This window comes from Escherichia fergusonii ATCC 35469 (assembly GCF_000026225.1).
GTDB lineage: Bacteria > Pseudomonadota > Gammaproteobacteria > Enterobacterales > Enterobacteriaceae > Escherichia > Escherichia fergusonii.
Genome location: NC_011740.1, coordinates 1,384,242 through 1,399,621, shown reverse-complemented (window position 1 = coordinate 1,399,621; position 15,380 = coordinate 1,384,242). Strand labels below are relative to the sequence as shown.

Sequence of the window (15,380 nt, the reverse complement as noted above, 5' to 3'; positions counted from 1 at the left end):
GCCCGGTTTTTCTTTTCATCCCCGCGATATTTTTACTTTCACCACTCAATGATCATTAATGTGTCGCAAAATGTTTACAGTTTTTAAACTATTGAGACGAATCTGATCGACGCTAAAACGCCCCATGCCTACTATTAGGTCACGGTTATAAATCAACGTATTGATTTATAAGCATGGAAATCCCCTGAGTGAAACAACGAATTGCTGTGTGTAGTCTTTGCCCATCTCCCACGATGGGCTTTTTTTTAACATTTCCATCTCGTTACCGTTCAAATTGAATAAATTGAGTTGTGATTCTTCTCAAGCCGTTAGCGGGCTAATAGTGCTATTATGTAACATCGATTTTTTAACTTGCCGACAAATAATGAACGGATACGAATTAAAAGCACTACGCCTGATTTTTGCTATGACGACACAAGAATGTGCCCAGTGGATTGCTCTGGATGGCAATGAAGCTAACTGGCAACAATGGGAAAACGGCGACCATGACATTCCAGCCAACGTGATTGAAACGTTGTTGACCATGAGAAGTCAAAGGAAGGACCGTATTCATGCCATTATCAGTAAAATAAATAGTCGTATCGGAAATAACACGATGCGTTATTTCAACGATCTGAGCAGTTTTCAGGCGGTATATCCGAATGCAGATTTTCTCGAGTGGAAAATTTACCAGTCAGTGGCTAATGAATTGTACGCCCACGATTTAGAGCGTCTTTGTTAACTCCTCGCACCATAAAAAAAGCAGTGTTGCCACAATTGTGACAACACTGCTTGTCGATCACGTTGTTAAATTACTTTTTCAGCTCTGCAAGGCTCAACCATGTCTGAACGACGGTATCCGGGTTAAGCGACAAGCTGTCGATTCCCTCTTCCATCAGCCAGGCGGCGAAGTCTTCATGATCAGAAGGCCCCTGCCCACAAATCCCGACGTATTTACCCTGTTTTTTAGCTGCACGAATAGCCATCGACAGCAGTGCTTTCACCGCCTCGTTACGCTCATCAAACAGCTCAGAGACTACGCCAGAGTCACGATCCAGGCCCAGTGCCAGTTGCGTCATATCGTTAGAACCGATTGAGAAACCGTCGAAGTATTGCAGGAACTGATCCGCTAACAAGGCATTAGACGGGATCTCACACATCATAATGATCTTAAGACCGTTCTCGCCGCGTTTCAGCCCCTGGCGCGCCAACTCCTCAACTACCGCTTTCGCCTGGTCTACGGTGCGCACAAATGGGATCATGATTTCAACGTTGGTCAGCCCCATGTCGTTGCGTACGCGTTTCACCGCTTCACACTCCAGCGCAAAGCAGTCGCGGAAGCTGTCGGAAACATAACGCCCTGCACCACGGAAGCCCAACATCGGGTTCTCTTCTTCCGGTTCATAACGTTCGCCACCAACGAGGTTAGCGTACTCATTCGATTTAAAGTCAGAGAGACGTACGATGACACGCTTCGGATAAAACGCCGCTCCCAGCGTAGCAATACCTTCTGTCAGACGACCGACATAGAACTCACGCGGTGAATCAAAACCTTTCATCATCTCGCGGATTTCTTTTTGCAGCTGCGGTTCCTGATCGTCAAATTCCAGCAGTGCGCGCGGGTGAACACCAATCATACGGTTAATGATGAACTCTAGTCGCGCCAGGCCAACGCCTTCATTTGGCAGACAAGCGAAGTCAAACGCACGATCCGGGTTACCAACGTTCATCATCACTTTCAACGGTAAGTCAGGCATGGTATCTACGCTGGAACTTTTCACACTGAAATCAAGAAGATCGGCATAAACATAGCCAGTGTCGCCTTCTGCGCAAGAAACCGTTACCTGCTCGCCATCTTTCATCCGTTCAGTAGCATCGCCACACCCAACCACTGCCGGAATTCCCAGCTCACGGGCAATAATCGCTGCGTGACAGGTTCTGCCGCCTCGGTTAGTTACGATGGCTGCTGCTTTTTTCATGATCGGCTCCCAGTCGGGATCGGTCATGTCAGTGACCAGAACATCACCTGGCTCAATGCGATTCATTTCACTAATGTCCTGAATCACTTTCACTGTTCCAGCACCAATGCGGTGACCAATTGCACGCCCTTCCGCAATGATCTTGCCTTGCGCGTGAAGGGTATAACGCTCCATAACCTGACCACGGGAGCGCACTGTTTCCGGACGCGCCTGGACGATGAACAATTTGCCAGTATGACCATCTTTGGCCCATTCGATATCCATCGGACGTCCATAGTGTTTTTCAATCTGAACAGCCTGTTTCGCCAGTTCCTGCACTTCATCGTTGGTCAGCGAGAAAATGTCTCGTTGCTCTTGCGGTACATCTTCAATTCTGACTTGCTTGCCATGTTCCTGGGTTGATGCGTAGACCATCCGAATTTTTTTCGACCCCATGGTGCGGCGAACAATGGACGGACGATTTGCGGCCAGCGTCGGCTTGTGTACGTAAAATTCATCCGGGTTAACAGCGCCCTGCACCACCATCTCACCCAGCCCCCAGGCCGAAGTGATAAATACCACCTGATCGAAACCCGATTCGGTATCAATGGAGAACATCACGCCAGAGGATGCCAGATCTGAGCGCACCATCCGTTGAACACCAGCAGACAAAGCGACACCACGATGGTCATATCCCTGGTGTACGCGATAAGAAATGGCGCGATCATTAAACAGGGAGGCAAATACGTGTTTTACCGCAATCAGGACGGCATCGAAGCCCTGCACATTGAGAAAAGTTTCTTGTTGGCCCGCAAAGGACGCATCCGGCATATCTTCTGCAGTAGCAGACGAGCGCACGGCGAAAGATGCATGTTCGTCATCCGCAGAAAGCTGGGCATAAGCTTCGCGAATAGCATTTTCCAGCTCTGGCTGGAAAGGAGTGTCGATAATCCACTGGCGAATCTGCGCACCTGCTTTAGCAAGTTGCGAGACATCGTCAATATCTGTTTTATCCAGCAGTTCATAGATACGCTGGTTTACACCGCTCTGATCGAGAAACTGATTAAACGCATCGGCGGTTGTGGCAAAACCATTCGGTACGGATACGCCCATTCCAGAAAGGTTAGTAATCATTTCACCCAGGGAGGCATTTTTGCCCCCAACTCTGTCTACATCATTCATGCCGAGTTGGTTATACCAAAGCACCAGCGGTGACGAGCCATTGTTGGACATCGAACAATCCTTTTGTGATAAATGAACGGATTTAAGAACCATCTTACTGCGTAATTATCCTGCCATATTTGTCTCGCAGAAAAAAACAGTGAATCGTTCAAGCAAATATATTTTTTAATTTTTAAGACAGTTCCCGTCGTTTGCGCAAACCCAGCATTGGCGGGCGATTCCCACAAAATACGTCGGTATAATAGTAAATATGGAAAATGAAAATGCTGTTTCATAAAATATAAAATTTGTATTTCAGAGAAAGAACGGATGTGTTGCTCTACGCTTCTTCTTTATTTTAATTTATGCTTTAAGGGAATTATCGTTGCCGTAAAGGATAAACAAAAATGGATAGTGCTGTAGATCGTCACGTTTTCTATATTTCTGATGGCACCGCCATTACTGCAGAAGTTTTAGGCCATGCGGTGATGTCACAATTCCCGGTAACCATTAGCAGTATTACTTTACCGTTTGTTGAAAACGAGAGTCGTGCCAGGGCAGTTAAAGATCAAATCGATGCTATTTATCATCAAACGGGTGTACGACCACTGGTTTTCTATTCCATCGTCTTACCGGAAATTCGCGCTATCATTTTGCAAAGTGAAGGATTTTGCCAGGATATCGTCCAGGCGCTGGTGGCACCTTTGCAACAAGAAATGAAGCTCGATCCGACACCGATAGCTCATCGAACGCATGGCCTGACACCCGGTAATCTGAATAAATACGATGCCCGTATCGCGGCTATCGACTATACCCTCGCTCACGATGATGGTATTTCGTTGCGCAACCTTGATCAGGCGCAGGTCATCTTACTGGGCGTTTCTCGCTGTGGTAAAACCCCTACCAGCCTGTATCTGGCGATGCAATTTGGTATCCGGGCGGCTAACTACCCCTTTATTGCTGATGATATGGATAACCTGGTGCTTCCTGCATCGCTCAAACCATTGCAACACAAACTCTTTGGTTTGACGATCAACCCAGAAAGATTGGCAGCAATTCGTGAAGAGCGACGTGAGAACAGTCGCTACGCCTCATTACGTCAATGTCGAATGGAAGTTGCGGAAGTGGAAGCGCTGTACCGTAAAAACCAGATCCCGTGGATCAACAGTACCAACTATTCGGTAGAAGAGATTGCCACCAAAATTCTGGATATTATGGGGCTGAATCGAAGAATGTACTAGATTACTAGTTTATGAGTTCGCTTTTTTGTTATCATACCGTTAATTGCGTGAGGTGCTTTCTGCCTCGCACTTGAAATCAGCAGGAATTGGTGTACATACAAAATCTTTCAAGCTGTATCGAATCGGCAACTGACCGCACCCCCAGTCACAGAGTAAACCCTGTGAATGGGGTGAAGACATGAAGTCAACAAAGAGACTGTTTGAAGAATTAAATATGTTATCGTGATGCGCATCACTTCCCGGTAGTCCTGCCGTAGAAGCAAAAAATTTTTGAGACTTGCAATGAACAAAACTGACGAACTCCGCACGGCGCGTATAGACAGTCTGGTAACTCCGGCTGAACTGGCCCAGCGGTATCCCGTGTCCACTGATGTCGCCCGTCATGTTACTGACTCCCGACGACGTATTGAAAAGATATTGAATGGTGAAGATCATCGACTGCTGGTCATAATTGGCCCCTGTTCCATTCATGATCTTGATGCAGCGATGGATTATGCAAAGCGATTGCAAAGTATGCGTAATCAGTATCAGCATCGACTTGAAATCGTGATGCGCACCTATTTTGAAAAACCACGTACCGTCGTGGGCTGGAAAGGACTCATTTCCGACCCTGATTTAAACGGCAGTTATCGGGTGAATCATGGTCTGGAGCTGGCCCGGAAATTATTGCTCCAGGTCAATGAACTTGGCGTTCCCACGGCTACTGAATTCCTCGATATGGTGACCGGGCAATTTATTGCCGATCTGATTAGCTGGGGGGCTATTGGTGCACGGACTACTGAAAGCCAGATCCATCGTGAAATGGCTTCCGCCCTGTCCTGCCCGGTTGGCTTTAAAAATGGCACCGATGGCAATACCCGTATCGCGGTCGATGCTATTCGCGCCTCTCGCGCCAGCCATATGTTCCTGTCACCAGATAAAAATGGGCAGATGACTATTTACCAGACCAGCGGCAATCCTTACGGTCATATCATTATGCGTGGTGGCAAGAAACCAAACTACCATGCAGAAGATATTGCTGCTGCCTGTGATACGCTGCACGAGTTCGATCTGCCAGAGCATTTAGTTGTAGATTTCAGCCACGGCAATTGCCAAAAGCAGCACCGGCGACAGTTGGATGTTTGTGATGATATTTGCCAACAGATACGTAATGGCTCTACCGCCATTGCCGGTATCATGGCGGAAAGTTTTCTGCGTGAAGGCACTCAAAAAATCATCAGCGGTCAGCCACTGGTCTACGGTCAATCTATTACCGACCCTTGCCTTAGCTGGGAAGACTCAGAAATCCTGCTGAGTAAGCTTGCTTCAGCTGTCGATAGCCGCTTCTGACTGACTGCCCGCTCTTACCTGAGCGGGCCGTTTCTTCTCTCTCCCGACAATCTCCTGAGAATTTGTGCTTGCTGTTACTTGTTGATTTATTGATAATAAAAATCATTGTGATACATATTATTATTAATGATTATGCCTGATATGGATTTTGTCGCCAGAACAGTAGTAAAGGAAAAAGAAAAAAAACTTACCGCCACACCGCCCGTACGGCGGATAGCCAGTAAAACGTTGTTGGGCCCGGAAGGTAAAGTCATTATCGATCATGACGGTCAGGAATACCTGCTGCGTAAAACGCAGGCAGGTAAGTTATTGCTAACAAAGTAGTTTAGCTCGAACAACTGACTTCCAGCCGTTTACCCCATTCAGGAGGACGGCGGGAGTAATCATCATCACGATCGTTGAAGGGATTACGCAATACGTCATGCAATCGATGCAGTTCCTCCATATCTCCTTTCTGTGCATCGTTGATTGCTCTTTGGGCCAGCCAGTTACGTAACACAACCGCTGGATTGACGCTTTTCATCTGTAGCTGACGCTCATCATCCGTAACCTGCTCTGTTTGTATCCGTGCACGATAACGGCTAAACCAGCTATCAAATGCTGCACGATCAATAAATTCATCACGTAACGGCGATGACGCACTGTTCTGCTCAGTCTGGCTTAGCATCCGGAATGTGCGGGTATAATCGCTACCTTCACGTGCCATTAAGGCAAACAGTTCATTTAATAAATCGTTGTCATTGTTTTGTTCTGTATAGAACCCCAGTTTCTGGCGCATCCGTTTACCATACACGGCTAATAACACCTGCTTGTAGCTGTCCAGGGCATCATTTAACGCATTAACAGCAATAAAAGGTGACAAGGTTTGGGCCAGCCTTTGTAAATTCCACAACGCTACCGCTGGTTGATTATCAAAACTATAGCGCCCCTGATGGTCAGAATGGTTACAAATAAATTGCGGGTTATAATCATCAAGAAAACCAAATGGCCCGTAATCAAGCGTCAGACCCATTATCGACATGTTGTCAGTATTCATAACACCATGCGCAAATCCCACCGTTTGCCAGCCAGCAATAAGTGAAGCCGTCCGCGCGACGACATCACGAAACCAGATCGCATATTTATCCTGTTCTTCTTGCAAGTGAGGCCAGTAGTGACGAATAGCGAAATCCGCCAAAAGTTGTACTTTCTCAATATCACGCCGATAGTAGAAATGCTCAAAATGACCGAAGCGCATATGGCTTTGCGCCAAACGCATCAGCATCGCTCCCGTCTCAGTGGTCTCACGGTAAACCGGGGTATCGCTGGTGACAATAGCCAGGGAGCGGGTGCCCGGAATACCCAAATAATGCATCGCTTCACTCGCCAGGCTTTCGCGGATGGTCGAACGCAGCACTGCACGCCCATCGCCCATACGTGAATAAGGCGTTAGCCCCGCACCTTTCAGATGCCAGTCCATGGTTGTGCCATCTGCTAATAATTGTTCGCCTAACAAAATCCCTCGGCCATCGCCTAACTGCCCGGCCCAGACACCAAACTGATGCCCACTGTAGACTTGCGCCAATGGTGACATTCCGGGAAGTAATGCCTCACCGCCCCAGACACCAGCGCCTTTGTTATCAGCAAAAAGGGATTGTGGGATCGCCAGTTCGTGCGCCAGTTCCGCGTTATGCCAGATAAGCCGCGCATTATGCAATGGCGTCGGGTTAAGAGCGGTCCAGGTTGCTGGTAATTCGTCACGCCAGCGCGTGGTAAAAGACAGGGTCATAGCTCCTCCTGTCTGATAGTGTAGAGGGGAAATGCTCTCTTAAATACCCACAAACAGGAGGATTACTACTGTACCAACGTGGTAACGTGCTTCGTCGCGACCGCGGGCCACAAACCACCTTGCATTGCAAAGAAATGAAAAGGCATTACTTGCTGAAATAATTTATCTGAGTCAATGCCACAGACCATTAATGATTCAGTGTGTACAGATATCTGCGCAATAATAGCGCGTATAAAAGGCTCAAAAGATAAACGAGACGATTGTTTGTGAACAAATGACTTATCAAAAATTACGCGTTTAAACAGGTCTTCGAAGATCGCTTTTGTCGATAACTCACCAGCACCGAAGTTTGCCAGCACTAATGCAAATTGGTGAGAAAGAGCGATCAGACTCGGATTTATCACGCCTCTGGCGATTTCTACATCATTTTCGTTTATCAACAATTCAATGAATGACAAGCGTAAAATACGCATCAGAGTTTCATCATCATTTAATAACGATTCAGCTATTGGCGCCGATAAATAAACCCATGCCAACAAATTATGCTGCATAAAAAAATGCTGACAACGTTCGATGACGTCCAGTTGCTCCTTAAAAAGGCGATATTGCTGTTCACCCGACATGCGCGGTATCACCAGTTCCGTAGGGATGCGCACTTGCCCATCATCAGAGACAAAATTGGTAAAAACGGTTAAACCGATCAGTTTATTTTGATAATTCCGTGCGGGGAGAAAATAAAGTTCAGAATGATAATTATTATCCAACGAAATCTTCATGTTATATCCCTTGAAGACAAAACACCTTTTCCCGCCCTGTACCAAAGAACATTCAGGTATGCAACTGCAATTATTAAGGGGGATGTATTCATGTGTTCCATTTTAACCGCAGCGGCAGATCCTTTAATTCAGCTTATTCTTATTATATAGCATTATCCAGCAATAAGCTTTTTTACATCCATTGAGCGGAGATGAAAAGGCGAAGCCGTTGTGCCAAAGTGTCACAACGGCAGTAAGTCGTTCGATTAAATTCTTCTCGCCTGCCAGAAGTTTTTTTGCCAGTAAACGTTATCCAGCGAAGAGCGCATCACACCTTTACTGGTAGATGCATGAATAAATTGGTTGTTGGTGTCATAGATGCCGACATGCAGGCCATTCTGCCCGGAACCGGTTTTGAAAAAAACCAAATCGCCCGGTAACAATTCTTCTTTATCGATTTGCGTACCAATCTGCGCCTGCTCACGAGTTTCTCGTGGCAGCTGCAGTTCAAAACGATCACGCATAGTAACCAGTACAAAACCTGAGCAATCAACACCATGACGGCTCATACCACCGTAGCGGTAAGGTGTTCCCCGCCAGGACTGCAATTGATCATTTAATCCGGCAATAACTGTAATGGAATCGGAAAGTCTGGCATTTGGTGGTGGCGCACGGTGGTGACCGCAGCCAGCCAGCAACAAAGTGGCAATAAAAAGAAGGCATAATCGCATTCAGAACAATCCTCTGTTTTTTTATTCTTCAGATAATTTAGCGTCGTTTTTAGCCGTTTTTCAAGGTCATGGCTCAATTAACTGGTAGAGATGAGCATTCGATGCCCTTCTATATCAAGGCGACGGAAATTTAAGCCATACGCTAATGCCAGATTAGGTGGCGTCAACACATCTTCCCGTGGGCCACCAGCCAGAAGTTTGCCTTGTTTTAGCAGCCATGCCCTGTGAGCATGGTGTAGCGTGTGGTTGAGATCGTGACTACTCATCACCACAGCGATACCCTGCTGACAAAGATGACTCAATATGCGATCCAGCGCGTTTTGTTGTGCGACATCGAGACTATTCATCGGTTCGTCTAGCAATAACAACTGACCGTGTGGATTCGATTTCGGGTCAATTTGTAGCACAACCGCGGCCAGGCGCACGCGTTGCCACTCGCCGCCCGAGAGTTGATTAGCCGGACGTTCAAGTTTATCCGCTAATCCTAACGATTCAGCCATTTTGGTGAGTAAGTCAGTGCGTGTCTTATCTGGCTGATGTAGAGATAAAAAATGCCAGACAGGCATTGCAAAAGGTGGATTTTGTTGCTGGGCAAGGTAAGCCCGATGCAGTGCCAGCTTTGTAGCTGACCAGGATTCCAGTACAGAACCGGCGAAATAAACACGACCAGGACCCGTAGTCAAACCTGCCATCCGTGCCAGTAAAGTACTTTTCCCGGCACCATTTGGTCCAACAAGATGGAGGATTTCACCTGCACGAATTTCACCAGAAAGCGGCCCCAGGCGGTGAGACTCGGCAACATCTTCTAATAGCATTAATTGCGTCATATCTTACGCCCGACTTTTCAGCAATAACCAAATGAAAACTGGAGCGCCCAGCGTAGCCGTCACTACACCAATCGGTAATTCTGCGGCGACAAGCGCAACTCGTGCGACAACGTCTGCCAGCAATAATGCAATTGCTCCTGCCAGCGCACAGCCAGGTAATAACATCCGATGATCTGTTAACCCGCATAAACGTAAAATATGAGGGATCACAAGGCCGATAAAACCAATTGCCCCCGCCAGTGCTACACTCACACCTACCATCCATCCCGTAGCTACCACCAGCACGTTACGCCAGAACCACAAAGGTAATCCCAATTGACGTGCAGAAGTTTCCCCCAGTGCCAGCATATTCATTGCCTGTGACTGGCAACAGATCCACAGTAACACCGGTATAAGCGCTACCATTAACCAGGCTTGTTGCCAGTTTACGCCGCCAAACCCGCCCATCATCCAGTACATTAGCTGGCGTAAATCGAATGACGTTGAGAAATAGATTGCCCAGGTCATCATAGCGCTGCATATGATTCCCAAAGCTACGCCTGCTAATAAAAGGCGACTTGTGGAGAGATGACGGCGGGCAAAACGCAGAAGAATCAAAGTAATTATTAAAGCTCCCGCAATCGCACACAATCCTAATGCCCAACCGGGCAATTGCCCCTGCCCTAAGAATACAGCAGCAATAAGACCTACTCCTGCACCATTAGAGACGCCGAGTAAGCCAGGCTCTGCCAGTGGATTTTCGAAAAGTGCTTGCATTACGGCACCGGACAACGCCAGGGCCGCGCCGACCAGTAGTACTGCCAGCGTACGTGGCAGACGAATTTGCCAGACGAAAAGCTCACCCTGAGGAGAAAACCAGTCAGCGGGTAAAATCCATTGTTCACCTGCGCAAAGACTTAAGACAAGCGTCAGCAGCATCAATGCTGACAGACAAAAGAGCCAGCGAATGTTTTTTCGCTGTTGTTGGCGGGCAAATGTCAGCATAGTATCCATTCAGCTGAAGAGTGATGGCGTTGATTTTACGGTGACTCTTCAAGAGTGAAAAGAAAAAAGGCCGCAAAGCGGCCTTTTTAGTTAGATCAGATTACTCGTCTTTAGGCGAGGCGTTTTCGACCCGGCTTTTTAACTTCTGCCCTGGTCTGAAAGTCACCACGCGCCGTGCTGTAATGGGAATATCTTCGCCCGTTTTCGGGTTACGTCCCGGGCGTTGATTCTTATCACGCAGATCGAAGTTACCAAAACCAGAGAGTTTCACCTGCTCACCGTTTTCCAGAGCGCGACGGATCTCTTCGAAAAACAGTTCAACCAGTTCTTTGGCATCCCGCTTGCTAAGCCCAAGCTTATCAAACAGATATTCTGACATTTCAGCTTTTGTAAGCGCCATAGGTTCAATCCCTCAATGATGCCTGGAATCGCTCTTTTAATGCCTCTACACATTTGGCGACGGTAGCGGCAATCTCCTCTTCTTCGAGTGTACGGCTGGTATCTTGCAGGATCAGGCTTATGGCGAGGCTCTTATACCCCTCCGCAACACCCTTACCGCGGTACACGTCAAATAAGTTTACGCCAACTACCTGATTTACGCCAACTTTCTTACATTCGGATAAAATATCCGCTGCGGGAACGTTTTCTGCGACCACTACTGCGATATCACGACGGTTCGCCGGGAAGCGAGAAATCTCGCGCGCCTGAGGCACCACGCGGTCTGCGAGCTTGTTCCACTCCAGTTCGAACACCAGAGTGCGACCGTTAAGATCCAGTTTACGTTCCAGTTCAGGATGAACAACCCCAACAAAACCAATACGTTCACCTTTCAGATAAATCGCTGCGGATTGTCCCGGATGCAGTGCCGGATTCGCTTCTGCACGGAATTCAACATCAGCCAGTTTACCGGTAAGGTCGAGAATGGATTCAAGATCGCCTTTCAAATCATAGAAATCAACAGTCTCTTTTGCCAGGTTCCAGTGCTCTTCGTAACGGTTACCGCAAATCACACCGGCTAACATCAGATCCTGACGAATGCCCAACGGTGCCTGGGTATCTGGTACGAAACGCAGACCGCTTTCAAAAATGCGTACGCGGTTTTGCTGACGGTTCTGGTTGTACACCACGGTTGCCAGCAGGCCGGTCCACAGAGAAAGACGCATTGCCGACATTTCAACGGAAATCGGGCTTGGCAGCAGTAAGGCTTCAACGCCTGGATGGATCATCTGCTGCACTTTCGGATCAACGAAGCTATAGGTGATCACTTCCTGATAGCCTTTGTCGTTGAGCAACGTTTTAACGCGCTTGAGCGACAGGTCAGCTTCACGGTGAGTGCCCATAATCAGGCTTGCCTGTACTGGCTCATCAGGAATATTGTTGTAGCCGTAAACACGTGCAACTTCTTCGACCAGATCTTCTTCAATCTCCATGTCGAAACGCCAGCTCGGCGCAACTGCCTGCCACTCGTCTTTGCCTTCGGTCACTTCGCAGCCGAGACGACGCAGAATGTCAGTCACCTGCTCATCGGCAATATGATGGCCGATCAGGCGATCCAGTTTGCTGCGACGTAAAGTGATAGTTGCACGCTTCGGCAGCGTTGCTTCGTTGGTGATATCAATTACAGGACCTGCTTCACCACCGCAGATGTCGATCAGCAGACGGGTCGCACGTTCCATCGCTTTGTGCTGCAGTGCCGGATCAACACCACGCTCGTAACGGTGAGACGCATCGGTATGCAGGCCATGGCGACGAGCACGACCGGTGATAGACAGCGGGCTGAAGAAAGCGCATTCCAGCAGAACGTTTTGCGTTTCTTCGTTCACGCCAGAGTGCTCGCCACCGAAGATGCCGCCCATCGCCAGCGCCTTGTTGTGGTCGGCGATGACCAGGGTGTCAGCGTTCAGCTTCGCTTCGGTACCGTCGAGCAGTACCAGCGTTTCGCCCTCTTTCGCCATCCGCACCACAATGCCGCCTTCAATGCGATCTTTATCGAAAGCGTGCATCGGCTGGCCCAGTTCGAGCAGCACATAGTTGGTGACGTCAACAACTGCATCGATAGAACGGATCCCGCAACGACGCAGTTTTTCTTTCATCCACAGCGGAGTTGGCGCTTTAACGTTAATGCCTTTTACCACACGGCCAAGATAACGCGGGCAGGCTTCCGGCGCTTCTACTGCAATCGGCAGCGTGTCGTCGATGGTCGCACCAACCGGAACGATTTCCGGTTCAACCAGCGGCAGCTGGTTCAGCACGGCAACATCACGCGCCACGCCGATAATGCCTAAGCAATCGGCACGGTTTGGCGTTACGCTAATTTCGATGGTGTTGTCATCGAGTTTCAGGTATTCGCGGATATCGGTGCCAATCGGCGCATCCGCTGGCAGTTCGATAATGCCGCTGTGATCGTCAGAAATTCCCAGCTCAGAAAAGGAGCACAGCATCCCTTCAGACGGTTCGCCACGCAGTTTCGCCGCTTTAATTTTGAAATCACCCGGCAGAACAGCACCAATAGTCGCTACCGCCACACGCAGGCCCTGACGGCAGTTTGGCGCACCGCAGACGATGTCCAGCAGGCGATCGCTGCCGACATTTACTTTTGTCACACGCAGTTTGTCAGCGTTCGGATGCTGAGCACACTCAACCACTTCACCAACGACCACGCCGTGGAAGCTACCGGCAACCGGTTCTACACCGTCTACTTCCAGGCCCGCCATGGTGATTTGATTTGCCAGCGCATCGCTATCAATCGCCGGGTTCACCCATTCGCGTAACCACAGTTCACTGAATTTCATAATCTATTCCTGCCTTATTTAAACTGTTTGAGGAAACGCAGATCGTTTTCGAAGAATGAACGCAGGTCGGTGACGCCGTAACGCAACATGGTCAGACGCTCCATCCCCATCCCGAAGGCGAAACCAGAGTAAACTTCCGGGTCGATGCCAACATTACGCAGCACGTTCGGATGCACCATCCCGCAGCCCAGTACTTCCAGCCATTTACCGTTTTTACCCATGACGTCTACTTCCGCAGACGGTTCGGTGAACGGGAAGTAGGAAGGACGGAAGCGGATCTGCAAATCTTCTTCAAAGAAGTTACGCAGGAAGTCGTGCAGCGTGCCTTTAAGATTGGTAAAGCTGATGTTGGTATCAACAATCAGACCTTCCATCTGATGGAACATCGGCGTATGAGTCTGGTCGTAGTCGTTACGATAAACGCGGCCAGGCGCGATGATACGAATCGGTGGCTGCTGAGCTTTCATGGTGCGGATCTGTACGCCAGAGGTCTGGGTACGCAGCAGGCGGGTAGCGTCAAACCAGAAAGTGTCGTGGTCAGCGCGCGCCGGGTGGTGACCAGGAATGTTCAGAGCATCGAAGTTATGATAATCGTCTTCGATTTCCGGCCCGGTTGCCACGGTAAAGCCAAGCTCACCGAAGAAACTTTCGATACGGTCGATGGTACGGGTCACCGGATGCAGACCGCCGTTTTCAATACGACGACCCGGCAGGGAGACATCAATCGTTTCCGCAGCCAGACGCGCATTCAGCGCTGCGCTTTCCAGTTCCGCTTTACGTGCATTCAGCGCCTGCTGAACCTGCTCTTTCGCTTCGTTGATAACCGCACCGGCTGCCGGGCGTTCTTCTGGCGGCAGCTCACGCAGGGTCGTCATCTGAAGGGTTAAGTGCCCTTTTTTACCCAAATATTCGACGCGCACATTGTCTAACGCGGCAACATCTGACGCCTGGCTAATGGCCGCCTTCGCACTGGCAACCAGTTCTGCGAGATGTGACATGGTTTTCCTCATTGTGTCAGTGGTGACACTGGTTCGTTGGACTTAGAGCCTATCCCATCAGGCTATTTTACTTGCCATTTTGGTCCCGGGCAGTGCTCGAAATCCTCACGTACTTAAGTACGCTCCGGTTTCTCCGCGCTGGCCGTGTCCAGACTGGCTGCGACAATTACGCATGATGAGACAGACTTTTTATTTTTCAAAACGCGCATACAAAAAAAGCCTCCACTGGGAGGCTTTCAGGCGCTGTTTTCCGTTTCTCTTCTCACGCGCTAGCCTCCTGGAGTCAGGTGCTAAAGTAAAAAAAGAAGCGGAAAATAGCAGCATTCATTGCTTGCGTTACCTTTTGGTACTCTTTAAAAGACCTTTATTGAAAAGGCTATAGCGATAAAAGTCAATGTTTTGATGGCGTTGAAACGAAAAGAGGGAGACTAGCTCCCTCTTTCAACTGGCTTATGCCAGAGCTGCTTTCGCTTTTTCAACCAGAGCGGTGAACGCTACTTTGTCGAATACTGCGATATCAGCCAGGATCTTACGGTCGATTTCAACAGAGGCTTTTTTCAGGCCATTGATGAATTTGCTGTAAGAAATACCGTTCTGACGTGCTGCTGCGTTGATACGCGCAATCCACAGTTGACGGAACTGACGCTTACGTTGACGACGGTCACGGTAAGCATACTGACCAGCTTTGATAACAGCCTGGAAGGCAACGCGGTATACGCGAGAACGCGCACCGTAGTAGCCTTTAGCTTGTTTCAAAATTTTCTTGTGACGTGCGCGTGCAATAACACCACGTTTTACGCGAGCCATATGTGCTCTCCTGTATCTATATTCTAATTAAAAAGTTAAAAACGTTAACG

The 15,380-nt window shown here is 48.7% G+C and carries 15 protein-coding genes, 1 other RNA gene and 1 other annotated feature; of the genes, 5 read left to right on the top strand and 11 right to left on the bottom strand.

Annotated elements, in window-relative coordinates:
* Positions 1-141 precede the first annotated feature (141 nt).
* Together rprA and EFER_RS06885 are read left to right on the top strand one after the other, a co-directional pair.
* Positions 142-249, top strand: an RNA gene (gene rprA, locus EFER_RS22490) — antisense sRNA RprA.
* A 115-nt stretch (positions 250-364) separates the two neighbouring features.
* Positions 365-721, top strand: coding sequence for a YdiL family protein (locus tag EFER_RS06885; RefSeq protein WP_001014786.1), 357 nt, complete (start codon positions 365-367; stop codon positions 719-721).
* Between the two features lie 70 nt (positions 722-791).
* Here EFER_RS06885 and ppsA read toward each other — a convergent pair whose 3' ends face one another.
* Positions 792-3,170, bottom strand: coding sequence for a phosphoenolpyruvate synthase (gene ppsA, locus EFER_RS06880; protein WP_000069344.1), 2,379 nt, complete (start codon positions 3,168-3,170; stop codon positions 792-794).
* 335 nt (positions 3,171-3,505) lie between these two features.
* On the opposite strand from ppsA, the gene ppsR reads away from it, so the two are divergent.
* The 3 genes from ppsR (at position 3,506) to hemP (ending at position 5,992) form a co-directional block, all read left to right on the top strand.
* The gene (ppsR, locus tag EFER_RS06875) at positions 3,506-4,339 is read left to right on the top strand and encodes a posphoenolpyruvate synthetase regulatory kinase/phosphorylase PpsR (protein WP_000376530.1); all 834 of its coding nucleotides are present in this window, start codon (positions 3,506-3,508) and stop codon (positions 4,337-4,339) included.
* Positions 4,340-4,621: 282 nt separating this feature from the next.
* Entirely contained in the window at positions 4,622-5,668 is a 1,047-nt protein-coding gene (aroH, locus tag EFER_RS06870) for a 3-deoxy-7-phosphoheptulonate synthase AroH (RefSeq protein WP_001043858.1), read from the top strand.
* Between the two features lie 141 nt (positions 5,669-5,809).
* A complete protein-coding gene (gene hemP, locus EFER_RS06865; RefSeq protein WP_002431562.1) occupies positions 5,810-5,992 on the top strand; it encodes a hemin uptake protein HemP in 183 nt (60 codons plus the stop codon).
* Position 5,993: 1 nt separating this feature from the next.
* Here hemP and selO read toward each other — a convergent pair whose 3' ends face one another.
* The 10 genes from selO to rplT form a co-directional block, all read right to left on the bottom strand.
* The gene (gene selO / locus EFER_RS06860) at positions 5,994-7,436 is read right to left on the bottom strand and encodes a protein adenylyltransferase SelO (RefSeq protein ID WP_000175689.1); all 1,443 of its coding nucleotides are present in this window, start codon (positions 7,434-7,436) and stop codon (positions 5,994-5,996) included.
* A gap of 65 nt (positions 7,437-7,501) precedes the next feature.
* Positions 7,502-8,212 (bottom strand): EAL domain-containing protein, encoded by a 711-nt coding sequence (locus tag EFER_RS06855; protein WP_000703396.1) that lies wholly within the window; start codon positions 8,210-8,212, stop codon positions 7,502-7,504.
* 245 nt (positions 8,213-8,457) lie between these two features.
* A complete protein-coding gene (locus EFER_RS06850) occupies positions 8,458-8,922 on the bottom strand; it encodes a C40 family peptidase (protein ID WP_001234797.1) in 465 nt (154 codons plus the stop codon).
* Positions 8,923-8,999: 77 nt separating this feature from the next.
* Positions 9,000-9,749 (bottom strand): vitamin B12 ABC transporter ATP-binding protein BtuD, encoded by a 750-nt coding sequence (gene btuD / locus EFER_RS06845; RefSeq protein WP_000192692.1) that lies wholly within the window; start codon positions 9,747-9,749, stop codon positions 9,000-9,002.
* Positions 9,750-9,752: 3 nt separating this feature from the next.
* Complete coding sequence (btuC, locus tag EFER_RS06840; RefSeq protein WP_000954971.1) at positions 9,753-10,733, bottom strand: vitamin B12 ABC transporter permease BtuC; 981 nt, start codon at positions 10,731-10,733, stop codon at positions 9,753-9,755.
* Positions 10,734-10,833: 100 nt separating this feature from the next.
* The gene (gene ihfA, locus EFER_RS06835) at positions 10,834-11,133 is read right to left on the bottom strand and encodes an integration host factor subunit alpha (protein ID WP_001229265.1); all 300 of its coding nucleotides are present in this window, start codon (positions 11,131-11,133) and stop codon (positions 10,834-10,836) included.
* A 4-nt stretch (positions 11,134-11,137) separates the two neighbouring features.
* On the bottom strand, positions 11,138-13,525 hold the full coding sequence (gene pheT / locus EFER_RS06830; protein WP_000672387.1) for a phenylalanine--tRNA ligase subunit beta: 2,388 nt from the start codon (positions 13,523-13,525) through the stop codon (positions 11,138-11,140).
* A gap of 14 nt (positions 13,526-13,539) precedes the next feature.
* Complete coding sequence (gene pheS, locus EFER_RS06825) at positions 13,540-14,523, bottom strand: phenylalanine--tRNA ligase subunit alpha (RefSeq protein ID WP_000018588.1); 984 nt, start codon at positions 14,521-14,523, stop codon at positions 13,540-13,542.
* Positions 14,524-14,732: 209 nt separating this feature from the next.
* Positions 14,733-14,857: a sequence feature (Phe leader region), on the bottom strand.
* Positions 14,807-14,851, bottom strand: a complete 45-nt coding sequence (pheM, locus tag EFER_RS24415; RefSeq protein WP_001386830.1) for a pheST operon leader peptide PheM — start codon at positions 14,849-14,851, stop codon at positions 14,807-14,809. It overlaps the preceding feature by 45 nt.
* A gap of 116 nt (positions 14,858-14,973) precedes the next feature.
* Positions 14,974-15,330 (bottom strand): 50S ribosomal protein L20, encoded by a 357-nt coding sequence (gene rplT, locus EFER_RS06815; RefSeq protein WP_000124850.1) that lies wholly within the window; start codon positions 15,328-15,330, stop codon positions 14,974-14,976.
* Positions 15,331-15,380: the final 50 nt, after the last annotated feature.